Raw genomic sequence first — 24,136 nt, forward strand, 5'->3', positions numbered from 1 at the left:
TGTATTGTTACAAATAAAAAGTTTTCTAAACAGGAGCTAGTAGACAACTTTTTTTAAAAAAATATGATTGCGGATGAATAAAACAAGCTCGAAAGGTATATTAGGTCATAATCAGATAAGTGGTACGGTGGGTTTACCTTCGCCGGGATGAATTGCGATGGTACTGTAAATTAGAATGGATATATTATTGCTTAAAGGAGATTCCAAAATGAGAGACATACTACACGAGATAGCAGAAGAACTTGATCAGCTGGAAACACTGGATGAAGCAATTGCCCTGGCAATAGAACTTGAAGAAGAGGGGATGGCATATTACAGCGAAAAGGCATCCGTCATGAAGAATGAGACCGCCAGTAAGCTATACATATTCCTTGCAGACGAGGAAAAGAAGCATGCTGAATATCTGAAACAATACAGGGACAGCAAAAAGGTCCCGGAAGTCGAATTCAGTTATCCTAAATTCGAAGCATCCTTCACCGAGGAATTCTCCGATGAGAAGCTGGAAGAGATAGGCATACTCCTGGCAGCCCTCAGATTCGAGCACAAAAGCGAATATTTCTACACAGAGCTTGCAAAAAGGGCCGAGGATGAAGAACAACGGATATTCTATGAAAAGGTAGCTGCTGCGGAAAGAGGGCACTACATGATAATTGATGAGCTGCTTGATGCAGCAACCGAGTTCAGGATGCAGACATAAGTGTCGGAGAGATGCTAATGGATGATCATAAACCACCTGAAATAGCCAGCGGTATATACTGGGTAGGTGTGGTTGACTGGAACCTCAGGGACTTTCATGGCTACGAAACACCAAAAGGAGGAAGTTATAACGCATACCTCATAGTTGATGAGAAGATCACCCTCATCGATACGGTAAAAGCACCCTTTGCAGCAGAGATGCTACGGAGGATAAGCCAGATAGTTGACCCTGCAAAGATAGATTATGTCATATCCAACCATGTGGAAATGGACCATTCTGGCTCCATCTCCGCCATCATGGATATCGCTCCCAATGCAAAGCTGTTTGCATCATCTAAAGGGAAGGCAGGCCTTTTGGAATATTATAAGGAGGAGGGCTTTGACAAATGGGACCTTCAGGTTGTTGAGACAGGCACGGAACTGAAGATTGGGAAAAGAACACTGATGTTCATAGAGGCCACAATGCTGCACTGGCCGGACAGCATGCAGACCTATTTGAAAGAAGACAGGATACTCTTTTCAAACGATGCTTTCGGACAGCACATCGCAACCTCAAAACGCTTTGATGACGAGGTTGAGGATGTAATGGAAGATGCCGGTATATACTATGCTAATATCCTGCTCCCTTTCGGATCCCAGGTGCTCAAATATGTCGGAAAGCTCAAAGAGCTTGATGTCAGCCCTGCCATGATAGCACCTGCACATGGTGTGATATGGAGAAAAGATGTGCAGCGCATAGTTGAAGCGTATGCCAGATGGGCACGGGGAGATACAGTACCCAAGGTGCTTGTGATCTATGATACAATGTGGGGCAGCACAGAGAAAATGGCAATGCAGATAGTTGAAGGAGCCAGGACATCGGGTGTTGAAGTACGCCTGAGGCATCTGCGCAAGAATGACTGGAGCATGACCATGAAAGAACTGATGGATGCCTCTGTTGTTGCAATCGGCTCACCCACAATGAACAACGATATGTTCTTTACCATATCAGGTTTCCTGACCTATATGAAAGGACTGCGCCCAAAGGGCAAGAAATACTTCCTGTTCGGATCATACGGGTGGGGAGGAGGTGCTGTCAGGGCAATGGAAAAAGAGATGGAGAGCGGAAAATTCGAACTGGCCATGGAAAGCATGCAGGTGAAGTTCAGGCCTTATGAAGAAGATAAAAAAGCTTGCAGGAATATCGGTTACAAGCTTGGTGAAATTGCAAAAGGGAATGCAAAATCTTAAATTAATGTAAATGAATGGTTAAATGAAAATACCGAGTGTGTTAATATGAGATTTGAAAATGATCTAGAAGCTGAATTCTATGAACGGTCAAGAAAAAACGCAGAACAGTCAGGATACAGACTTAACAGTGACTGGGATGTCATCACAACTGCCGTAAAGGGTATTTGTAACAACAAGAAGCAGTATGGTGAATGGTATTGCTTCTGCCAGAAAAGAACCGGGGACAAGGAACAGGATAAAAAGATCATCTGCCCGTGTGCTGCAAGGTCAAGGGATGTTGAAATGCGCGGTGCCTGCAAATGCGGGCTTTACATCAAATAAAGTGCTGATTTTAAAGGACATTACTTTTGGATTTAAAGCAGGGTCGTTGAAAAACCCTGTTATCATTTTTTTATGCCCGTACCTTTACCGCTATGAAGATCTATGACAACTGAAAAGAAAGAACAGGGAAGGACGGAAAATCCAAATGACAGAGAGAATGATCCTCCAGACGGAGCCACATTGTCTGATATCTGTGCCGATATAGAGATCGGCCAGATAATGTCAAAAGAAATCGTTGTCATTAAGGATACCGATCCTATAGAGAAGATAATAGAGCTCATGGCAGAGACCCCCTACCACATCTATCCGGTCCTTAATTCTGAAAATGAACTGGTGGGTGTCATCGACCAGGACAATATACTGGAATTGCTATTTTTTGAAAGAAGTCACCGAAACCACCATACACATCTGATGGCCATCAAGGCACTTAGCGAAAAAGCATCCACCCTTATGGTCCACCATCCTATGACAATATCCTATGATGCCAGTTTTTGTGAAGCTGCCGATCTGATGATCAAACACCACATCGACCACCTTTGTGTGGTCAGGGGTAAAAAACTGGAAGGTATTGTCTCAAAATCGGACCTTATAAAAAAGATATTCATGCTTAGGGGAAAATGACCGATGGAAGCCCTTCTCCAGATAATGGCCATTTTGTTTTTTGCAAGGATATTCAGTGAAATATTCGAAAGGCTCGGATTACCCGGCCTGATAGGAGAAATGGGGGCAGGTTTTCTCTTCGCCCTTGCCTTAAAGCCTGATGACATAGAGACATTTACCTTCTTTGCAGAATTAGGGGCCATATTCCTGCTTTTTACCGCAGGGTACAGAGAGGTCCACATAAAAGACCTGAAAGCTGCATCCAAAAGTGCACTCATCCCCACATTATCACAGATAATTGTGGCGTTTGCATTCGGTTTTCTTCTGGGGGAATTTTTTGGTTTTGGTTTCACAGAAAGCCTTTTCATGGCCGTTGCATTCAGTCCCACAAGCATAAGCATTGTTGTTAAAACACTGATAGACACCGGTTACCTGTCAAGCAGACCGGGATCGCTGATGCTGACCTCAGCAATATTCGATGACGTAATAGGGATTTTCCTGCTTACCCTTCTTGTGTCTGTTGCAACGCTGAACCAATTTCCCTCGGGCATACATGTACTGATGATACTTGGACAGATACTGGCTTTTGCACTTATCATGGGCTTTCTGGGATGGAAGGTCTTTCCATTCATCTTCAAGCACGTACAAAGGATGCACACCAGAGAATCACTGTTCTCTTTTGTTATACTGATAGCACTTTTCTCTGCATACCTGTCAGAGATGTTTGGAATGCATGCTGTAATTGGTGCCTTTTTCGGAGGTGTCCTTCTTTCCGACCTGCCGCTTGCAAAGATAGAAGTAGTACAGAAAAAAGTAAGCGGTGTAGCCTATGGGTTTTTCACGCCACTTTTCTTTGCATTCATCGGACTTTCCATAGATGTGGAAGTATTGTCCACAGCTGGTATCTTTACCATCCTTGTAATTGTGCTTGCACTTTCCGGAAAACTTATCGGAGGGTTCATAGGTACTAAACTGACCGGCTTCAGTTCCACCGATAGTCTGATGTTTGGAATAGGAATGATGCCACGGGCAGGAGTTGAACTTGTTGTCATAGCCATCGGAAAAGAACTGGGCATAATAAGCAGTGAAGTATTTGCCAGTATCGTATTAATGGTAGTAGTATCCATCATAGTTTCCCCCATCCTGCTGCAAATGTCCATAAAGTACAAAGAGAGAGCAATGGCCATTCCATGAAGGAAAAAGATACCGGACAAAATAACTTAAATTATTGAATGAAATAATTATAATAAACGTATCATTGGAAGAGGAGGGGGTCCTATAGGACAGGAAAGAGGATTTAGACATATAGATAACAATAACAGAAAGGAAGACAGGCCCGAACAGAAGGGTGGGTCGGATGATAGGGAACATGAACAAGGGACATCATCAGTTGATGAAAAACGGGAATTTTATGTAAAAGCCCTTGAAGGACTTGTGGATAATACAGGGATAATAGCATTCCTTCGCGGTCAGAAGATGGATGCACCCGTAGACTTCATATCCAGAGGAATAGAAGCTTTCGGATACCGGGTTGAAGATTTCATGACAGGTAAGGTCAGGTTCAGGGATATCATCCATCCTGATGACGCTGACCGTGTATATCTGGAACTTACGGAAAACGCACTTGAAGGGGCAAGTGAGATAAAACAGGTCTACAGGATAAGGACAAAAAGAGGACAGATAAAAGTAGTAGAGGAAAGAACTGCCATAATGAGAGATGAAAATGGCAAGATAATCTGCTACCAGGGAATACTGGAAGATATAACTGACAGGCAATGACCTTAAAGCAGGCTGGTGTGACCATACACGGTGTTTTTACATTAAGTGAGACGTTCTATGACATCATTTTCAAAAATATGGAGCCTGTTTTTGCCTGCCCCGGGGGAGCTATGCTCAACAGCTCGGTATCGCTTGGAAGAGCAGGCATACCTGTATCATTTATCAGTGAATTTGCCCGCGACAGAATAGGGGATAACATCCATGGATTCCTCACCGATAACAACGTCTCCACTGATCATCTCTGCCGGTATGAAGGAAAATCTCCTCTGGCACTTGCTTTTTTGGATGACAGGAAGGAAGCTTCATATGAATTTTATGAGGAAATGACACAAAGGCATCTTCAGGTAAATTGCCCCTCCTTTTCACGAAATGATATTTTAATGTTCGGATCTGTCATCTCCCTGGAAGAAGGCGCCAGGAGAAAGGTTGAGGAGATACTTGATGCTGCAAGGAAAGCCTGTTCCACTATCCTGTATGATCCTAATGTCCGTACATCCCGGATACGGTCAGCTGAAATGATAAGAATGAGTATAAACAAAAATATATCAGCCTCTGATATAGTAAGATGCTCAGAAGAAGATATGAGGTCGGCATATGGATGCAAGGGCCCTGATGAAGCATATGACCTGATCCGGGAGAATGGTTGTTCTTATCTCATATACACATCTGGTTCAGCAGGAGTGTTCCTGAGAACGCCGGACCTTTCAAAATATTATGCTATCCCTTCAATAAGAACCGTTAGTAACATTGGTGCAGGAGACAGTTTCAATGCAGGGATAGCCTATATGCTTCACATGGAAAACATCAGGTTGCTAGAGAATGTTTCAGAGAGTATGTGGGACAGGATCATTGAAACAGCCGTTTGGTTCGCATCTGAGGTTTGTATGAGGAATGAGAATTACATTTCCTGGGACTTTGCCAGGAATTTAAAAAAACAAAGATTTGACCGCAATTATCACACCACATAAAAAACCGGCAGGGAGATAATTATATTGAACAGCGCAAAGCCGATTATCAAAGATCGTTTCATGGAGCTTGAAAGTTCACAAACAGGCATATCCGAAGAGGATGCTCTTGAAAGATTGCACAAGTACGGAAAGAATGAGCTGGAACAGAAGGAGAAGATCACGGCTTTGAAGGTCTTTGCCGCACAGTTCACTAACCTTATAGTATGGGTATTGATTGCTGCTGCTGCCATATCCCTGACAATAGGCGAGGTTATTGATTTCTGGGTCATCGTTTTTACGATCGGTGTCGTTATTGTACTTGGGTTCATTCAGGAATACAGGGCTGAAAAAGCAATGCAAGCACTCAAGAACATTGTCCGGCCCGAAACCACTGTCATAAGGGATGGAAAACTACGAAAGGTGCTCACAAGTAAGATAGTGCCCGGAGATGTGCTAGTTCTTGAAACCGGAGACAAGGTCCCTGCAGACGGGATCCTCTTTGATGTCGTTGCGCTGAGAATTGATGAATCCGCCCTGACCGGGGAAAGTGTTCCGGTGGAAAAGAACGGGAACGAAAATATCTATGCAGGGACCCAGCTAGTTCATGGTAAGTGCAAAGCCCTTGTAACAGAGACCGGAATGGATACCAGGATAGGACAGATAGCCGCTCTCATACAGACAAAAGAAGAAAATACCCCTCTGCAGAATAAGATCGCAAAACTATCCCTCACACTTGCAATACTTGCAATACTGGCCTCCGCTCTTACCTTTGTAATTGGCCTGTCAATAGGGGCACCATTTTCCGATATGTTATTGATATCGCTTGCCCTGGCCGTGGCGGCAGTACCGGAGGGCCTGCCACTTACACTCACGATAACCCTGGCCTACGGCATGAAGAAAATGGCAGGTCACAATGCCATTATAAGAAAGATGCTTGCTGTTGAGACACTGGGTTCGACAACAGTGATATGCACTGACAAGACCGGTACCCTCACCAGGAACGAGATGACCGTGGAAAGGATATTTGTCAGTGATAATATCCTTGAACTGACAGGAACAGGCTACGAACCAAAAGGAGATTTCCTGAAAAATGATGATGTTATTGATGTGGCCGGACAGGCTACAACCACTAAATTACTGAAAGGAGTTGCTTTGTGCAATAATTCCACAATTGAGAAAAGACAGGAAAAATGGGAGGTTGTTGGAGACCCCACAGAGATAGCATTAACAGTTGCTGCAGCAAAAGCAAATCTGTGGAAAGACGACCTGGAGAAACGATATGAAATAGTCGAAGAGATCGTTTTCACATCCGAAAGGAAGATCATGACAACCATCCACAAAACCCCTGAAGGAATGGTCTCATTTACAAAAGGTGCACCAGAGTTTGTTCTTCCTGATTGCAGCAAGATAGAGATAAACGGAACATCCCGATCTATCACAGAACATGACAGGAAGATGATACTTGAAAAGAACCTGGAATTTGCAGGTTCTGCATATCGTGTACTGGCTGTCGCCTGCAAGGAAAAGAGCGACGGGAAAAAGAGCGAAGACTTTGAAGTAGACATGACATTCCTCGGGCTTGTGGCTATGATAGACCCTCCCCGGGAAGAAGTAAGAGATGCAGTGGAAGTATGCAGAAACGCCGGCATCCAGGTCATAATGATCACCGGGGACAACCAGGAGACAGCAAAAGCAATTGGCAGAAATATAGGGCTCTTTGATGACAGCCATGGATGTGGAGTCTATGAGGATGAGAAACTGAGGCGCATAGCAGAAGACTGCGCAATCACGGGTGATGAGCTTAATGAACTGAATGAAGAAGAGTTCACAACTATTGTTGAAAATATTCATGTGTATGCCAGGACCATGCCCGAACAAAAGCTAAGGATAGTGCAAGCCCTGCAAAAAAGGGGACATATAGTAGCTATGACAGGTGACGGGGTCAATGATGCACCGGCACTTAAAAAGGCCAATATTGGAATTGCCATGGGAGTAAAAGGCACTGATGTTGCAAAAGAATCCAGTGTGATGATACTGCAGGACGATAATTTTGCCACCATTGTTGAGGCTGTGAAAGGTGGACGAGCCATCTATGACAATATAGAGAAGTTCATAACATACCTTATATCAAGGAACCTCACGCTTATAATTCTCATTATGGCAGGTATCGGTCTGCTTGGATTCGACCTTATACCACTACTGGCACTTCAGATACTTTTTATAAATATGTTCAACGAGATAATGCCTGCTATATCACTCGGGCTTGACCCTGCAGCTGATGGCATCATGAAAAAACCACCCAGGAACCCTGAAGACAATTTCCTTAAAAAAAGGAACCTGATGATGGTCATCAGCCTGGCTTTCATCATGGGAATGGCAGCTTTTCTGGTCTTTGCCCTGAACAAACCCTCAGAAGATGTGATCATGGCACGTACACTTGTGTTTGCAACCGTGGTAAGCATGATACTTTTCATTCCATTTGCTTTCAGATCACTTGAACGCTCTGTTTTCAGTATAGGCATCTTCAGTAATAAACTGATGATAGTGGGCGTTTTAGCTACCTTTTTTGCTACAATGTCAGTTATGTATATCCCTTACCTGAATGAAGCATTCGGATTACTGCCACTATCTACCGGGCAATGGATAATGCCAATGGCTGTTGCTTTTAGCACATTCCTCATGGCAGAGGGATTAAAACATGTTACCAGAAGCAGGAAGAACATTCAATCTGAATATGGTCCATAAAGGCACGTAAATCTTATATATAATATAATAATGTATTTATATTTTAACTCCCTTATTAATTATGGTGATTCGCAATGGCCCTTATTACGTGGTCCGATAAATACAGTGTACAGATAAAAGAGATAGATGATCAGCATAAAGTCCTGGTGGGAATGATAAACGACCTGCATGATGCCATGAAACAGGCAAAGAGCAAGGAAGCATCCCTTGAAATAATCAATAAGATGGCCGAGTACACAAAGTATCATTTCTCAACTGAAGAGAAGTATATGAAACGTTACGCATACCCGGATTATTCGGAGCACAAACTTGAGCACGAGAAATTCATTGAGAATGTCCTCAAATTCAAGGAAGATTATGAAAAAGGAAAAGCGGGAATCAGTTATGACATCCTTAATTTCCTCAAGAACTGGCTTGTAGGACACATACAGTCTACTGACAGAAAGTATGCACCACTGTTCATTGAGAATGGACTTAACTAGAGAAATTCAGCTATTGAACGTTCCGTTGCAAAACCTATTAATCATTTAAAAATAATTATCCAGCAGATGACAATGCGGGAGACAGACTCAGACCAGGAACCGTACATACTTCCCGATGCAACATCCATAAAGGTCCATGAGGCTATGAAGGAAAATGTGGACAACCTGGTTTCCCTTTTTAAAGTGCTTTCCGATCCTGTAAGGATACATATACTCAAGGCCCTGCGGGTCAGTGAGCTATGTGTATGTGTACTGGTGGAAATAACAGACTACAAACATTCGGCACTATCCTATCATCTTAAGCTGCTAAAGGATGCCGAGCTGGTGGATTCAAGAAGGGACAGGAATTTCCAGATATACTATCTCACAGGACCGGGGGAGAAAATGCTGAGGACGATCGAGTCCTCATTTCAAAAAAAAATGTAACTATTCAGCCTAGCTCATTTCTACTACCAGATTTCTTAATCCACTATCAATTCTGCAATATTGGAGAAAGTGAATTCCTGTAGAATATTGCATTAATTGAGTCGATAACAGATAGAGAATTCTTGCTAACAGTAGAAACGTATCCTCTTATCCGGCAGAAATTTCTCGCACCCTGTTCACTACGGAAAGTACCGGATATCTTCTGCTGTACTTTCGTCATTCTGATATCTCTTTCCGCCTGATTATTATCAAACGGAACGTCTGGGTCGTACATAAACCGCAAGATATCTTCCTTGAACCCGATAAATCGATCCAGCAAATTCTTTGCCGTGGTTTGCTTCTTACGTCCCCGTTTTCCAGACAGCACATTTGATTCAAGGTCAGGAGGATTTTCACTCATCCCAAAACAAGTGATGTGATCATAATCCTCACTGAACCTTTGAATTAAATCCGGATTTAAAAGACCATTATCATCATGATGTTTGATGCACATCAACAGATCTGCCATTATCTTTGGCCACTGTTGTTCACTATTTTCATGAGCTCCGGTTAGCTCCCTTAACAGATGTGCATTACACAACGAATGCTGGCAATCGTATTTGTTGTAAGGTTTCCAGAAATCATGAGTTGCAACACCAGTGTAACCTGGTAGAATGCCCATGGCTTCCATTGCTTCTGAACCTCTCTTTTTATGTGGAAAATAATATGTCAGTTTGCTTGTCCCTGCTACATGAAGCCAGTTACGAGTTGCATTTACCCTCATTCCAGTTTCATCCAGATTGATAACAGGAGATTGTTTCAGAAGGTGTTTGACTTCGTTTTCAAATGATTCAAGTTTGCCAAAGCAACTGCTCACTATGTTCACTATTGTACCAGGACTTATCCTGCATCCTAACATGTCAGAGAACAAACCGGCTACACGCTTATAAGGAAGTAATTGGTTAATGTGCAAATAAACTGCAGCAGACTTGACCCGAATACCATATTGAGTTGGCTGAGTCACACCCTCAGGAAAAACAGCTTTGTTTACACGGGAACATTTAGGACATGTTTTTATCTCAGAACGATGCTCTGTACACTTAATTACTATTGGTGGAATGTCAAAGACCTGTCTTCGTTCATAACCAGAAGGAATGGAAGCTAACGAGCTTCCACAATTAGTACATTTGTCAACATGATGAACAACAACTTCGTCCGGTTCATCAGTCATTCTTAAGGTAGTACCCGGATGACCATTTTGACCACCTGGGGATTTACCACTCTTTTTTCTCTGACTTTTGACCTTTGGTTTATTCCGTGCATAATAATCAGTAGAAGGTGGTTTGCTACTGTTGCTACTATTCTTTTCAAGCATCTCTTCCAGATGCTTGACACGTTCTTCAAGTTTTTCTATTATCCCAAATAGCTGAGTTACAAGTTCTACTACTGCTTCAGGACCAGTTTCATAAACTGCAAGTATTTCTTCTCGTTCTATACAAATCCCCTCAGATTGATAGACGTTTTTTATTGACGACACTTAAATATTTTAATAATATGTAGAATGTGTTCATAGTATATCGATTTTTGCATCAATGAGGAAAATCAGGCTGAATAGTTACAAAAAAATATAACATAATATCGGTTTTAAGCTAAAAGCAGATCATAGCTTCTCTGCCGGAAGAGCCGTATTAAGTTTAACGTAATTGACACCTTTAAGTGCCATTGTCCTTTCAGCCACTGCTTTTACCTCTTCACCCTCCCCATCGAGTATGATCACTTCCAGACAGTTATCATGGTCAAGATGGATATGAACGGAAGACTTAATAATGTGAGAGTAATCATGCTGTATCTCGGTAAGGGCACTTGAAAGGCCGCGTTTGGTATGGTCATATATCAATGTGATCGTACCTACTCGTCTGCCTTTTACATCACTCATCCATTCATAGTGGGTAATGTAGTTCCTGATGGCATCCCTTATTCCCTCTGAACGGGAAGAGTAGCCCCTCTGCTCGATGATCGTGTCAAATTTCGTCAGAAGATTTTCGGGAAGAGACACCCCTATACGCATAAGTTCCTGTTCCATGTGATTCACCTATATCAATAATTAGTATAATAACATTTAGTATGCATTAATGATACTTCAATGATACATAAATTAAGACATAAATAATTATAGAACATCTTATATAAAGGGTAGCAATTGTTCCCGTCGAAAAGGAGGATGCAAATGAAAAAAGAAATGTTGTACTCAGGAAAAGCAAAGACCATCTACAAAACCGATGATCCGGAGAAACTTATTTCCGAGTTCAGAGACAGCCTTACGGCTTTTGATGGCAAGAAGAAGAGCGAAGCTGCGAACAAGGGATATTTTAACGCCCAGATATCAAAAAAGCTCTTTGAGATGCTTGAAGAGGAAGGCATCCCCACACATTACCTGGGAATGCTATCTGAAAATGAGATGCTTGTCCGCGCAGTGGATATAATACCAATAGAGGTCATTCCACGCAATATAGCTGCAGGTTCCATAACACGCAAATATCCCATTGAAGAGGGAACTGTTTTCAAGATCCCGGTAATTGTATTGGATTACAAGAGCGATGAATATGGCGACCCCATGATGAATGAGGACATTGCTGTTGCTATGGGAATTGCCACTTATGAGGAAACAGCACAGATACGTGCAATGGCCCTGAAGGTCAATGAGATACTTGTGAAATACCTTGATGAAAAAGGATTCCTGCTTCCTGACTTCAAACTTGAGTTCGGAAGAGTGGACGACAGGATAGTTGTGGCAGACGAGATCTCCTGTGACACATGCCGCCTCTGGGACAAGAGCACCGGACAGTCAATGGATAAGGATATATTCCGCTTTGACAAAGGAGACCTTTCCAGGGCATATGAAGAAGTTGCAAGGCGTATTGTGCCAGAGATCTTTGAATAAAAGCACACATTTGATCGTTACGAGGGGATATAATGAACGATTATGATGTGATCGTTGTGGGTGCAGGTATCAGCGGACTTCTATCCGCACTCGCACTTTCAAAGCATGGCAATAAAGTACTGGTACTTGAAAAAAGCAAATTTGTAGGTGGCAACTGTAACAGCTATATGGTCGATGGTTTCCAGGTAGATACAGGCGCCCATGCCATTACACACCTTGAGGTGGGGCCCCTTAGAAGGATCATGGACAATTATTTTGATTATGTGCCTGTCTTTGAGGACTACGGGAATTATTATGTGAGGACCGAGAACAACTTTATGAAGGTTCCTTCAAATATCAAGGAATTTGTGACATTTGATGTCCTTCCCCGCAAAGACAGAATGGTTATAACTCAGGCCATAACAAAGGCTTTGACATTTTCAACATTTGGTATGGACCTGTCAAAACAGTCAGTATACGATTTCATGCCGGGCAACCTTTCAAGGGACACATATGACTTCATAGATACTATATGCCACTTCCTTTCCGGAAAGGATATGAAACAGACATCTGCACAGAGAATTCTTGCCGGAAGCAGCTTTGTACGTGACAGTGTTCCGCAAGAGCAGCTTGAAACTATAATGAAGACAAACGAAAAAATAGCAGTCGAAACACTACCAAGAACAATACTGCCCCCTAATCTGCATGCTTCTTTGCAGACAAGGCTCAACAAGGTAGCCAATCCGTTCACATCCCTTGGACGGCTTGCAACGAATAAAGTTGCATACTCCCAGGGATATCCACGAAAGGGACTGAAGGGACTTCTGAATGCACTCCTGTTCTCACTGCCAAAGACCGTGGAGATCAGGACAGGCTGTGAAGTAAAGAAGATACTCACTGACAAAGGAAAGGTGACCGGTGTGCAGGCCGATGAATTATATAATGCCGCTCAGGTCATATACACAGGATTTGTAACCGATCTCCCGTCTATGATCGAGAGCCTTCCTGATTCCTATATACAGGAACTGAAAGGTGTTGTTCACACCAGAAGCCTGACCGTCTGGACAGGGCTTGATTCTGTGATGAACGAGTTTAATTATATCGGCTCAGAGATATGGTTTAAGGATGCGCCGTATTGGGCCATGCCCATCAGTAACTATGATGCATCCCTTGCACCCAAGGGCAAACAACTTGTTGGCTTCTCTTTCATAATTGACGGTGAAAGGAACGAAGAACAGCAGATCAGGAAAGCATATGAGACCATATACCATGCAGTTCCCGCCATAGAGGACCATATAGAGATGAAGCACAACCAGATAACAGTTCCTGAAAAAGCTGCTGTGACAATAGATGGCCATTTTGCCGATGTGAGAACACCCATAAAAGGACTCTACGCAGCAGGAACGGATACGGACCGCAGAAGTATGGGAATTACCCGTGCTGCGTATTCGATCGTTGAATTACTTAAGAAAATGAACGAAGACGGATGTCTTCATAAATGATATGAGAAGGTGTTACCTTCTCAGGATCATTGTCCTTAACCTGTCCGCAGCGTGCTCAGACTTGTCTGCAATATCACCTATACCCCTTACCAGGCGTGCCAGATGATACACACCAACTGCACCGATGCTATCCTCATTCATGAATATCTGCCTGACAAGGTCCTTTTCAATGATATCTACCTGATGTTCCATCTCCTCTACTTTAACAACAAGATCAAGGGTATCCTCAACATCCCTTTTACTGAAAGATGTTTCCAGCAATTCTCCGAGCGTTGAAACAAGGATCTCATACATTTCAACGGTTTCAAGGGTCTTTGCCATGAGTTCCCTGAACCCTTCATGTATCTCATCAGGTGCTTTAAATTGCCTGACTGTCAGCCAGAATGCAACCTCCTGGGCGTCGTCAGAGATCGAGTCCTGTGGTTTGAGGAAATTGAGAAGATCATTGGAATGCACAGGAAGCATGATGGATGAGGAAAGTTCTGAACGGATGGTCTGTTTTATGACATCCGCCTCATGTTCTATTACATCGATCTCATGGCTTAAGGCTTCTACTTTCTCCATGTCACCATTACAAAATGCAAGGAGGGATTCGTTAAGCTTCCTTACACAGTCCCCACCTTTGTTGGCGTGCATTACAAGTGGTTTGAAAGGAGAACTTGCAAATATGTTCAATACGGAACGGATATAATCTTTTTTTATCATAGTCCAACTCCCAGCAGTCCTGCAAATATGATCGCAGATGTAAGGGCAGCCACTGGCACAGTGACTATCCATGATACGAATATCTTCCAGATAACACTTAAATCAACCGCTGCAAGACCACCTGCAAGACCCACACCAATTACCGAACCCACAAGTGTGTGTGTAGTTGATATCGGCAGGGAACTGTAACTATGCAACACCACAACCGTAGCTGTGGCAAATTCTGCAGAAAAACCTCTTGTGGGCGTCAGCTCGGTAATACGTGTACCAATGGTCTCTATCACGCGATATCCCCATGTTGCAAGGCCAATGACCATCCCAAGACCTCCCATGACCATCACCCAGAGAGGGATGGAAACACCTGCCATATCAAGGGCATGCAGCCCTGCATAGAGAGGGCCTACTGCATTTGCCACATCATTGGAACCATGTGCAAAGGCGATGTAACATGCTGTCATTATCTGCAAAATAACGAATTTCTTCTCGATGTTATAAGGATCGTCTGCTTTTTGAAGTATGAAATACCGGATGACGGAGAATATGATATAAGCTATCAAGGCCCCAAGGAGTGGGGATACTATCCAGCTGCCTGCGATCTTAGCAAGTACGCCCCATTCTATATCTCCAAAACCGATTATTCCCCTGTATGCAGCCATCAGCCCAAAGCCAAGAACCGCACCAACTATGGAATGTGTGGTAGATACAGGAAGATTGTAGAATGTGGCAAGTGTTATCCAGAAACCTGCGGCAAGAATAGCTGCAAGCATCCCTACAGCCACAACGTGGGGATCAAAGAGATTTATAGAATCTACAGGAACAATACCCTTTGCAATGGTCGAAGTAACCCTTTTTCCAAAAAATACGGCACCTGCAAACTCAAAAACTGCTGCAATGATAATAACCTGTTTGATAGACAGAGCACCACTGCCCACTGACGTTCCCATAGCATTGGCAAGGTCATTGGCACCTATATTCCATGCCATGTACAGACCTGCTATGACCAGTAACAATACAAGAGGATCAAAAAGAATCATCGATATTATTCTCCACTATATAGATTTAGTATGGCAATGGAGAACACGGACATAAATGTAAGCGATATATAATAAATAGACATACATAGCAATATATATAATATATAGAGGATTCAGATTAACCCTCTTTTTTTTTAAACATCTGATAAATTCAAGTTGTAACTCATCCTTTTGATCCCATATTTTTATGTTTTTGTTCCTTTTCACCTTAATTTTAGGATAGCTTACGCTATCCTAGATTGTCCCCTTCCTTTTCAGTGTCCTCAATTGATGAAGATTAAAGGAAAAAACTGTCATTAACATCTTCACATTCACTCTTTCCACAGTTGTGACAAGTACTTTTCCTGCTTTGAACACTTCCTTTGCTACTGCATAGACTCTTTCACATGGAACTCGCTGCACACTTATTCGTTCATTTCTGAGAATATCCGCTATTTCCAATGGATGTCCTCTTACCGCTCTTTGCATTGTTGCTGCAAAACCCTTTGCAACCGCTCCAAAGTATCCTTTGTCACGGTAGACTACTTCACCTACTTCTGATAGATCTACCTGTGAATCATGTACCGATGCAGTTGTTGTTTCGAATCTTCTGATCAGTTCATAATCCTTATCAATTATTGTATGGAGCTTGTAACCGAAATGAGATTTACCACCTTTTTTTGCCCATGTTCCATCTTTGCTTCTTGTTGTTTTAGCATCCTTCCCACGGGGTTCATCAGCCTTAGCATGTCCAGGGTTGGAGTGGATGAATGTGGCATCCTGGATCATCCCCTGTTTGATCTTCAATCCAAGGGCATTAAGCTGCCTCTGCATCTCATTCCATATTTCATTCTCTTTTCCATTATCGCTAATTCTCTTTCTAAATGACCAGACAGTTGTACTGTCTGGGACATATTCTGGAAACCCAAGGAACTTCCTAAAGGATATCCTGTCAATACACTGTCTTTCAAGTTCAGCATCAGAAAGACCATGCCACTGTTGTAGAACAAGCATTTTAAACATCACAACAACATCAGCTTCAGGCCTACCGCCTGAACCTGTTCTGTTCTTGTACATTGATTCCAGGATTGGACGAAATGGTTTCCAATCAATAAGTGATTCTATTTCTGCAAGCTTGTCTCCAACAGATTGAAGGCGTTTGTATTCTTCATTAAGGGCAAAATCAGTTAAATCATCCATGATACTTAATTTATTTGCCTATTATTTATATTTTAGTACAATGTTGACTATGTTTATCGAAATCCTCTATAGTAATTACTTAAAAAAAGAATCAAGTGTCCGCTGGAAACGGATATCAGGCAACAGGGACGCTTTTGGCATCCACTGGGACGAAGAGGTCTTCAAACGGGAGGAAATATCTGCAAGTGCCTGGCCTAAAGATTCGAATCTGAAAGGTGTGCTGCTGAAAGCTTCCCTTACGCCCTCCCTGACAACCCACACACCAAGCGGTGCCCAGTATTCAGGCCTTATTTCCCTTACCATGAATACTGTTGCCTGTCTGCGAATGGAGCGAAGGTACTCCAGAGCACCCAGCCGTGCGGCATAGTATCCGCCTGAAAGGTTGGAATAGTTCTTCTTTCCGCTAAAGCCTTCATGATCCGCATCTATCCATGTACTCCCCCCAGACCACACAGTACGTGGCATCCAGACTTCTATCAGCTCGAAGGAGAAAGCGCGGGGAATGAGAACGATCTCAAAGTGATTGCCAAATACACCACCGCTGAATACCATTACTTCGTTAAGCTGCTGATAGTCCCTTATCCCTGGCAGGAGGTCTTTTCCAACCATATCATCAACTGCCGTTATGGACCAGCGGGTCGGGACAAGTTTTCGATCCTGACCTAAAAGTCCTATGGAGAGAAGGCGCGTTATGTGTTCTTCCGGTATATTGCTTTGCCATAGCTCAGATATGACATCCTTTGCAAGTGCATCCGTGTCATACACCAGGGAATCCACTTTTGCAGGAACTTTGGGGTTTTCAGTGATATCGAACTTTTTAAGGTCACCGGAAGGACCCATGGGAGTGAGGACATTGTCGAACTTGAGCTTATTGTTTATAGGTTTATTGAACCACGCCTCGGTATCCACAGGTCTTTTTGATAGTGCCAGTTCCTGGGATTTCTCTATCAGGGGATTGTCAGGAATACGGGCATTCTTCACGTTGATACCGGTATTGGCCCTGACAAGCATTGAGCGGGAAGCTATGACATCCTGTATATTCATCTTAAGCAATGCTTTGGGATCTTCAAGCAGAACTGCATCATCACCGCTAAGCTGAGGAGGGATCATAGGACCTGCTTTTACCTGAGGATAATTATACCTCCCCACAAAAACAGACGGAGGAGAAGCTCCGAAAATGGATGTTTCACCAGATGAAACAGGGATCACGGATTCAATGGACCTGAATTTTTCCAGTATGGGACACACTGGCCGCCCACAGAGACCTTTTCCCTTACATCTTACGCACAGACCGGGAGTCACCTGACCTCATCGTCTCCGCAAAGTATACAATAACCAGTATCAGGTTCATTCTTGTTGAGCCAACCCGATCGCTGAACGAACTTGCAGACATTGCACATGCCCGCAACCTGTTCCCTGGAATTCATTCCTTCAAGCAGGCTGGCAGCAAACCGCTTGATCTCCTGCTGGGCATCTTCAGAAAAATCAATTTCTGCCCCGCGCTTATCGTTCAGATACTGTGATACTGCTGCCCTTGAGAGTTCCAGAACTTCGGCAACTTCCTGCTGACTTTTCCCATGGACTGCAATCATACATCTTGCAAGTTCGGCGCGTATAGCAGGAAGTACACGCTGGACCATGACCTCACATGTTGTTTTCACGGGAAGGACCTCTTCGTATTATTATTACCATTGTTAGTACTATTATCATTACTATTATTCATTCTTACGAATATAATTATCTATTGCCAGCTTAAGAGCATCAAGGGCAAACCCTGAGCATCTGTCCTTACCTTCAGGAAGACCATCAAGTGCCTGGATAACGTCTTCATTTGTCAATGCAAGAGCCTCATCTATAGTCCTGCCTTTTGCCAACTTTGTGACCATGCTTGACGTTGAGATGGCAACAACGCAACCAAATGTCCTGAATTTTACATCCTCAAGCACGTTATCCTTTATCCTGACAGAGATGTTTATTATGTCACCGTCAACTGTGCTGCCTATTTCGCCCACACCATCGGGATCTTCTATCATCCCTACATTCTCAGGATTACTGAACTCTTCTATGACCTTTTTTGAATACAGACCTATTCCTCCTTTTTTCATTGACCGGAAAGCGGAGACATTGCCCTCAGTTTAAGGATTGTTTCCTGCAGGACCTCAACAAGATAATCGATCTCTTCCATTGTATTCTCCCTGCCAAGACTTATTCTCAGGGAACCATGAAGGTAATCATCCTCTATATTAAGGGAGCTGAGCACATGGGATGCCTTCAGGGACTTTGAGGAACATGCAGAGCCGGTGGATACGGCTATTCCTTTAATGTCAAGGAGCATCAACATAGATTCACCTTCTGCATACTTAAAACTCAGATTCACATTGTTGGGCAGACGCTGTGTGGGATGACCATTAAGACGAACATGGGATATAGAATCGAATACCCTGCTGATGAGGGAATCACGCATTTGCTGCATGCGGGCCGAATCCTCATCAAGGCGCTGCTTTGCAAGTGTCATCGCCCTGCCAAAGCCAACTATGCCAGGTATGTTCTCCGTTCCTGAGCGCATGCCTTTTTCATGATTACCGCCAAAGACGATAGGCCTGATAACCGTACCTTTGCGGACATAGAGAGCTCCTGCACCTTTTGGGCCATGTATCTTGTGGGAAGAAATGGAAAGCATATCAACGCCCAGCTCATCCACGTTGACAGGGATCTTGCCAACACTCTGTACAGCATCAGTATGGAAATAAACACCGTTCTTCTTTGCGATACCTGCGATTTCCCGGATGGGCTGAATGGTCCCCACTTCATTGTTTGCATGCATTATGCTGATAAGGACCGTATTATCGCGAATGGAAACCTCCAATTTATCAATATCAACAACACCATCGGTATTTACCGGAACATACGTCACCTCATGGCCCATACTTTCAAGGAAAGCACAGGTATTGAGCACTGCCGGATGCTCGATAACAGATGTGATGATATGCTTTTTTCCTGAATCGTATGGTACAATACCCCTCAGGGCCATATTGTCTGATTCCGTGCCCCCTGAAGTGAATATGATCTCTTCAGGAAGGGCACCGATACACTCTGCAACCTGCTGGCGTGCAGTGGAGAGTGCTTCTGCAGCCTCCCTGCCAAAAGAATGCAGGCTTGAAGAATTACCGAACATCTCAGTAAAGTAAGGTAACATGGCATCCACGACCTGAGGATCTGTCGGGGTAGTTGCACTATGGTCCATATAGATCCGTTTCATAGTATCCAGTAATACTAGAGAAGACTTTCAATAAATAAATATCCTTCAGCAAAGCATGCTGAAGAATTAGATGCAGGCATCATACACCTGCATTAAATGCGGGGATATCCCCCCACATGTAAGAATTAAATTAATCTTTTATCTGATCCGGAGAAAATCCCTTTTCAATCAGGACGTCCTTCATACGGTTAAGATGATTGCCCTGTAATTCCACCGCGCTACCTTTTACTGTTCCACCGCATGCAAATTTAGACTTGAGGTAGGTTGAAAGTTCATGAAGGTCTATTTCGTGGGCATCAAAACCCTCTACGACCGTTACTTCTTTACCGTACCTTCTTCTGTTTACTTTGACAGTTATTCTTTGCTGTTCTTTTGCCACTTCTTCACATATGCAAAGCTCTTTTGGCAATCCACAGACTGAACACATTTCAGAACTCATCTTGTGGTATTTCCTCCGACATTATTATCTATTTTAAACACTCCTTATGCATCTAATTAAAATAGATGAATAGAGTAAAACTGCGATGATATTAAAAGCTAATGGTAAAGAAGTAGCAACAGACGTTGCTTTTGCCCGCAGTCTGCACGAACAGGCCAAAGGGCTCATGTTCAGCCGGAAGATATCTGAAAATTTTGCGCTTATCTTTGTGATGAAAAAAGTACAGAAAGTTTCCTTACACATGCTATTTGTCAATTACCCCATTGATGTTATTTTCCTTGACGAACATAAAAAAGTGATAAAGACATCCAGCATGAGACCATGGATAGGCACCTGCACATGTCCGGGAAAAGTAAAGTATGTCATAGAGACCTCCCACGGAAAATCAAGGACAATGGGGATCAAAAACGGGGACGAATTTGAATTTGATGAGAGAGGGCCGTAATGGATCACAAGCCAAAAGCATCACAGGAAGCCTGGGAAAAATACGTGTTGCACCTGGGCGAAGAAATGTTTATTACATTCCGGGTTCTTTAAAGCCCTGATAGAATCATCACAACAATCAAATTAATCACATTATGAACCAGAGGCACATGAATGTTACCTGAAGATGACTTTAAGATCATAACAGAGAAGATGGGAAGGGAACCGAACCTTGTGGAGCAGGGATGTTTCCTGAACCTGTGGAGCGAGCACTGCTCATATCGCTCAAGTGCACCATTGCTCAGGACTTTTACAACAACCGGTGACAAAGTGATCATAGGTCCGGGAGATGATGCTGCGATCGTTGACTTTGGGCATGGCTGGGTACTTGCCATAGGCATGGAAAGTCACAACCACCCATCATATGTGGATCCTTATAACGGTGCAGCCACAGGTGTTGGAGGAATCGTGCGCGACATCATTTCAATGGGTGCAAGACCAATAGCCCTTATGGACCCTCTCTATTTCGGACCTCTTGACAACCCCAAGAACCTCTACCTGTTCGAACATATCATAGAAGGGATTGCAGGATACGGCAACTGCATAGGAGTGCCGGTGGTACGTGGAGAGACGTTCTTTGACCGCTCATACAGTGGAAACCCTCTTGTGAACGTGGTTGCAGTAGGCCTTGCAAGGAATAAGGATGTTGTGACAGCCTGTGCACAGAAGGCAGGTAACAAACTTGTGCTCATGGGGTCAACTACAGGCAGGGACGGGCTTGGAGGAGCATCCTTTGCATCAAGGGACCTTTCAGAGGATTCAGAGGCACAGGACAGGCCAAGTATCCAGATAGGCGATCCTTTCACTGAAAAGCTGCTCATCGAGGCAACCCTGGAAGCCATCGGGAAAGGATATGTCAGATCCTGCAGGGACCTTGGTGCAGCAGGACTTGCAGGCGCAAGTTCTGAGATGGCCTCAAAGGGAAATCTTGGAATGAGGATAATTGCCGATAATGTGATCCTGCGTGAGACAGGCATGACGCCTTACGAGATACTCATTGCGGAATCACAGGAACGTATGCTTCTGGAAGTAGAGCCGGAAAATGTGGATGCTGTCCTGGATATAGCCAAAAAGTACGATCTTAATGCAAGCATGATAGGCGAACTCACTGAAGAGATGCAATACAAAGTTGAATTCGAAGGGGAGATCGCAGCTGACATACCAGTCAAACTGCTGACAGAAGGTGCACCCACATTTGAAAGACCCTCCACCACTCCTGAGCCCGGACCAGCTGGAGAGAAACCCGGTATGCCATCTGACCTTAAAAAAGCCATACTGGATGTACTTTCCTCTCACAATGTGGCATCGAAGAGATGGATCCACAGACAGTACGACCATGAGGTACAGGTCCGCACGGTCAGGAAACCGGGTGATGACTGTGGAATACTGCGCATTGAAGGAAACGAAGGAATAGCACTCTCATGCGGATGCAATCCAAGACACACACTGCTTGATCCCTATGAAGGTGGAAAAGGTACTGTTGTTGAGAATGCAATGAACCTTGCAGTAAAGGGAGCAAGGGGGATTGCTATTGTGGATTGTCTCAACTTCGGCAATCCTGAAAGACCGGATATATACTGGCAATTCAAACATGCAATCCTCGGACTGGGAGATGCGGCAAGAGAACTGGGAATACCGGTTGTAGGCGGAAACGTTTCCCTGTATAACGAAAGTGGGGAATTCAAGACTGCCATCGCCCCCACACCATCCATTGGCCTTGTTGGCTACATCGAAGATGTCAGCATGGCACCTGAAGGAGTATTCACAAAAGAGGGCGACACAATATTCCTGATAGGTACAACAGTTGATGAGATGGGAGGCTCTGAATATTATAACATTGTCGGAAAGGAAAAGTACGGAAAAAGCCCAAAGGTACCCGGCAATGCTAGCAGGATAATAGACAGGCTAATTGAACTTGCAGCAAGCGGTAAAATCACTGCAGCACATGACGTGTCACTGGGCGGAATTGCTGCTGCGATCGCAGAGATGTGTGTAAAGTACGGTGCAGATATCGATCTGAGCAATGTCGCCGAGGGGCTGAGGGCTGACGACCTGCTATTCTCCGAATCATATGCAAGGGCAATACTGACAAGCTCAGAGCCTGAAGCTATAATGGAAATGCTGCATGATGTCCCATATACCGTTATAGGCAGGGTTGAAGGAAAGGAACTTAAAATATCAGGAAACGGATTTGGAATAACAATTACGGTTAAGGAAATAAATGAGGCCAGAGAAAGCCTCATGAACTTGATGATGGAATGATTTCCATCATTTTCCCACCAAACTGGACAAAGATCACTTTTCACTTTTGGGTAGCAAAGTAGATCATATATAGTGCGGATAAGCCCACAAGAATGTAAACTATCCTGGCAATGATACTATAACCAAATATCATTTCCACGAGATTGAGATTCTGGGATATCCCGAATAAACCCCAATTCAGGCCACCGATTATTACCAGCACCATAGCTACCCAGTCAAGACTCTTCATCTCAGGCATTCTTTCACCTCCATTAAACCCCATTTAACCGTAAATAAATATAGGTGGTTTTCAATATTTATAACTAATCAGACAACCTGTATCAGATGATATAAAAATATTTAGGTTCCTTTTTCAGGAATTACCCACAAAAACTATTCGCTCTCTTTCAGGGCATCTTCGTAGAGCTCCCTGAGATTTGTAGGGATTGGATTATCCTTAAGCAGTTTTGCAAAATATGCGAGGTTATGCACCATATAGCGGATCGTCTTGTTGGTATAGAGATGCTTGTCCCCTCCTGCCTGAATATAGCTTGGACCCGGGCCTGCAGGACCCACCCAGTAACTATCCACATTGGGAGGTATGGTGCATCCAAGGTGCGTCAGATTGAACAGTGTATTTGCGGCAACGTCATGAGCTCCGTCCTCGTTGCCTGTGATGACCACTCCACCTACCTTTCCATACAGCGGGAACTGGCCGGTCTCAGGATCACTTTCCTCATAGGTGCCGTCAAGCCTCTCAAACACCATTTGTGCCACAGATGAGCGCACGCCGAACCATATCGGAGAACCTATTATCAGAATATCACATGCTTTGATCTTCTCCATTATCAGCGGCCATTCGTCCCCTTCACCTTCATCGGAAGAAACACCAAACCTTACATTGTAGTCAGTAACCCGGACCACCTCACTTTCAATACCGATATCTGAAAAAAGCCGGACAGCTTTATCGATAAGTGCCCTGGTATTGGATATGTCAGGAGAGCGTTTCAGAGTACAGTTGAGAAATAATGCATTTAACCCCATGTAAAAACATGGGTTGTTGACCCATAAAAGTATTTCCCTGAAAGATAAGATACGAATATACACAAATATTAAAAGACGAAAAGGATACAAAAAAAACGAATATCAATAAAAAGAGTTTGAAAGAA

General features: G+C 43.6%; 26 protein-coding genes. 14 read left to right on the plus strand and 12 right to left on the minus strand.

Annotation, left to right across the window (positions count from 1 at the left end):
- Positions 1 to 208 precede the first annotated feature (208 nt).
- From V7O64_RS08140 to V7O64_RS08185, 10 genes are all read left to right on the plus strand, one after another.
- Complete coding sequence (locus tag V7O64_RS08140) at positions 209 to 697, plus strand: ferritin family protein (RefSeq protein ID WP_407354931.1); 489 nt, start codon at positions 209 to 211, stop codon at positions 695 to 697.
- Between the two features lie 17 nt (positions 698 to 714).
- Positions 715 to 1,926: an FprA family A-type flavoprotein gene (locus V7O64_RS08145; RefSeq protein ID WP_407354932.1), complete on the plus strand. Its 1,212-nt coding sequence runs from the start codon at positions 715 to 717 to the stop codon at positions 1,924 to 1,926.
- 45 nt (positions 1,927 to 1,971) lie between these two features.
- Positions 1,972 to 2,247, plus strand: a complete 276-nt coding sequence (locus V7O64_RS08150) for a ferredoxin-thioredoxin reductase catalytic domain-containing protein (protein ID WP_407354933.1) — start codon at positions 1,972 to 1,974, stop codon at positions 2,245 to 2,247.
- A gap of 102 nt (positions 2,248 to 2,349) precedes the next feature.
- Entirely contained in the window at positions 2,350 to 2,868 is a 519-nt protein-coding gene (locus tag V7O64_RS08155; RefSeq protein ID WP_407354934.1) for an HPP family protein, read from the plus strand.
- Between the two features lie 3 nt (positions 2,869 to 2,871).
- A complete protein-coding gene (locus V7O64_RS08160) occupies positions 2,872 to 4,041 on the plus strand; it encodes a cation:proton antiporter (protein WP_407354935.1) in 1,170 nt (389 codons plus the stop codon).
- Between the two features lie 240 nt (positions 4,042 to 4,281).
- Complete coding sequence (locus V7O64_RS08165) at positions 4,282 to 4,626, plus strand: PAS domain-containing protein (protein ID WP_407354936.1); 345 nt, start codon at positions 4,282 to 4,284, stop codon at positions 4,624 to 4,626.
- Positions 4,623 to 5,594, plus strand: a complete 972-nt coding sequence (locus V7O64_RS08170; RefSeq protein ID WP_407354937.1) for a PfkB family carbohydrate kinase — start codon at positions 4,623 to 4,625, stop codon at positions 5,592 to 5,594. The genes V7O64_RS08165 and V7O64_RS08170 overlap by 4 nt, the downstream gene beginning before the upstream one ends.
- 24 nt (positions 5,595 to 5,618) lie before the next feature.
- Entirely contained in the window at positions 5,619 to 8,318 is a 2,700-nt protein-coding gene (locus tag V7O64_RS08175; RefSeq protein WP_407354938.1) for a cation-translocating P-type ATPase, read from the plus strand.
- 74 nt (positions 8,319 to 8,392) lie between these two features.
- Complete coding sequence (locus V7O64_RS08180) at positions 8,393 to 8,800, plus strand: bacteriohemerythrin (RefSeq protein WP_407354939.1); 408 nt, start codon at positions 8,393 to 8,395, stop codon at positions 8,798 to 8,800.
- A 66-nt stretch (positions 8,801 to 8,866) separates the two neighbouring features.
- Positions 8,867 to 9,226 (plus strand): ArsR/SmtB family transcription factor, encoded by a 360-nt coding sequence (locus tag V7O64_RS08185; RefSeq protein ID WP_407354940.1) that lies wholly within the window; start codon positions 8,867 to 8,869, stop codon positions 9,224 to 9,226.
- 46 nt (positions 9,227 to 9,272) lie between these two features.
- Here the strand turns inward: V7O64_RS08185 and tnpC are convergent, their stop codons facing one another.
- Together tnpC and nikR are read right to left on the minus strand one after the other, a co-directional pair.
- Complete coding sequence (tnpC, locus tag V7O64_RS08190; protein WP_407357278.1) at positions 9,273 to 10,706, minus strand: IS66 family transposase; 1,434 nt, start codon at positions 10,704 to 10,706, stop codon at positions 9,273 to 9,275.
- Between the two features lie 159 nt (positions 10,707 to 10,865).
- A complete protein-coding gene (gene nikR / locus V7O64_RS08195) occupies positions 10,866 to 11,288 on the minus strand; it encodes a nickel-responsive transcriptional regulator NikR (RefSeq protein WP_407354941.1) in 423 nt (140 codons plus the stop codon).
- A 144-nt stretch (positions 11,289 to 11,432) separates the two neighbouring features.
- Here nikR and purC point away from each other — a divergent pair, with 144 nt between their 5' ends.
- Complete coding sequence (gene purC / locus V7O64_RS08200) at positions 11,433 to 12,146, plus strand: phosphoribosylaminoimidazolesuccinocarboxamide synthase (protein ID WP_407354942.1); 714 nt, start codon at positions 11,433 to 11,435, stop codon at positions 12,144 to 12,146.
- Positions 12,147 to 12,178: 32 nt separating this feature from the next.
- Positions 12,179 to 13,627, plus strand: coding sequence for a phytoene desaturase family protein (locus tag V7O64_RS08205; protein WP_407354943.1), 1,449 nt, complete (start codon positions 12,179 to 12,181; stop codon positions 13,625 to 13,627).
- Positions 13,628 to 13,639: 12 nt separating this feature from the next.
- On the opposite strand, the gene V7O64_RS08210 is transcribed toward V7O64_RS08205, so the two are convergent.
- The 8 genes from V7O64_RS08210 to yciH form a co-directional block, all read right to left on the minus strand.
- Positions 13,640 to 14,332, minus strand: coding sequence for a TIGR00153 family protein (locus V7O64_RS08210; RefSeq protein ID WP_407354944.1), 693 nt, complete (start codon positions 14,330 to 14,332; stop codon positions 13,640 to 13,642).
- A complete protein-coding gene (locus V7O64_RS08215; protein WP_407354945.1) occupies positions 14,329 to 15,366 on the minus strand; it encodes an inorganic phosphate transporter in 1,038 nt (345 codons plus the stop codon). The genes V7O64_RS08210 and V7O64_RS08215 overlap by 4 nt, the downstream gene beginning before the upstream one ends.
- Positions 15,367 to 15,600: 234 nt before the next feature.
- Positions 15,601 to 16,545, minus strand: coding sequence for an IS5 family transposase (locus tag V7O64_RS08220; RefSeq protein WP_407354946.1), 945 nt, complete (start codon positions 16,543 to 16,545; stop codon positions 15,601 to 15,603).
- Between the two features lie 75 nt (positions 16,546 to 16,620).
- A complete protein-coding gene (locus V7O64_RS08225; protein ID WP_407354947.1) occupies positions 16,621 to 17,847 on the minus strand; it encodes an Nre family DNA repair protein in 1,227 nt (408 codons plus the stop codon).
- Positions 17,844 to 18,206: a transcriptional regulator gene (locus V7O64_RS08230; RefSeq protein WP_407354948.1), complete on the minus strand. Its 363-nt coding sequence runs from the start codon at positions 18,204 to 18,206 to the stop codon at positions 17,844 to 17,846. The genes V7O64_RS08225 and V7O64_RS08230 overlap by 4 nt, the downstream gene beginning before the upstream one ends.
- A 54-nt stretch (positions 18,207 to 18,260) precedes the next feature.
- The gene (locus V7O64_RS08235; protein ID WP_407354949.1) at positions 18,261 to 18,650 is read right to left on the minus strand and encodes an iron-sulfur cluster assembly scaffold protein; all 390 of its coding nucleotides are present in this window, start codon (positions 18,648 to 18,650) and stop codon (positions 18,261 to 18,263) included.
- Positions 18,647 to 19,804, minus strand: coding sequence for a cysteine desulfurase NifS (gene nifS, locus V7O64_RS08240; RefSeq protein WP_407354950.1), 1,158 nt, complete (start codon positions 19,802 to 19,804; stop codon positions 18,647 to 18,649). Before nifS ends, V7O64_RS08235 begins: the two co-directional genes overlap by 4 nt.
- A 130-nt stretch (positions 19,805 to 19,934) precedes the next feature.
- A complete protein-coding gene (yciH, locus tag V7O64_RS08245) occupies positions 19,935 to 20,243 on the minus strand; it encodes a stress response translation initiation inhibitor YciH (protein WP_407354951.1) in 309 nt (102 codons plus the stop codon).
- An 85-nt stretch (positions 20,244 to 20,328) separates the two neighbouring features.
- Between yciH and V7O64_RS08250 the strand changes: the two genes are divergently transcribed.
- Complete coding sequence (locus tag V7O64_RS08250) at positions 20,329 to 20,688, plus strand: DUF192 domain-containing protein (RefSeq protein WP_407354952.1); 360 nt, start codon at positions 20,329 to 20,331, stop codon at positions 20,686 to 20,688.
- A 152-nt stretch (positions 20,689 to 20,840) separates the two neighbouring features.
- Entirely contained in the window at positions 20,841 to 22,988 is a 2,148-nt protein-coding gene (gene purL, locus V7O64_RS08255) for a phosphoribosylformylglycinamidine synthase subunit PurL (protein WP_407354953.1), read from the plus strand.
- A gap of 40 nt (positions 22,989 to 23,028) precedes the next feature.
- Here purL and V7O64_RS08260 read toward each other — a convergent pair whose 3' ends face one another.
- Together V7O64_RS08260 and V7O64_RS08265 are read right to left on the minus strand one after the other, a co-directional pair.
- Positions 23,029 to 23,226, minus strand: a complete 198-nt coding sequence (locus V7O64_RS08260; RefSeq protein ID WP_407354954.1) for a DUF378 domain-containing protein — start codon at positions 23,224 to 23,226, stop codon at positions 23,029 to 23,031.
- A gap of 134 nt (positions 23,227 to 23,360) precedes the next feature.
- The gene (locus tag V7O64_RS08265) at positions 23,361 to 24,011 is read right to left on the minus strand and encodes a flavodoxin family protein (protein ID WP_407354955.1); all 651 of its coding nucleotides are present in this window, start codon (positions 24,009 to 24,011) and stop codon (positions 23,361 to 23,363) included.
- Positions 24,012 to 24,136: the final 125 nt, after the last annotated feature.

This window comes from Methanolobus sp. WCC5 (assembly GCF_045690325.1).
Lineage (GTDB): Archaea > Halobacteriota > Methanosarcinia > Methanosarcinales > Methanosarcinaceae > Methanolobus.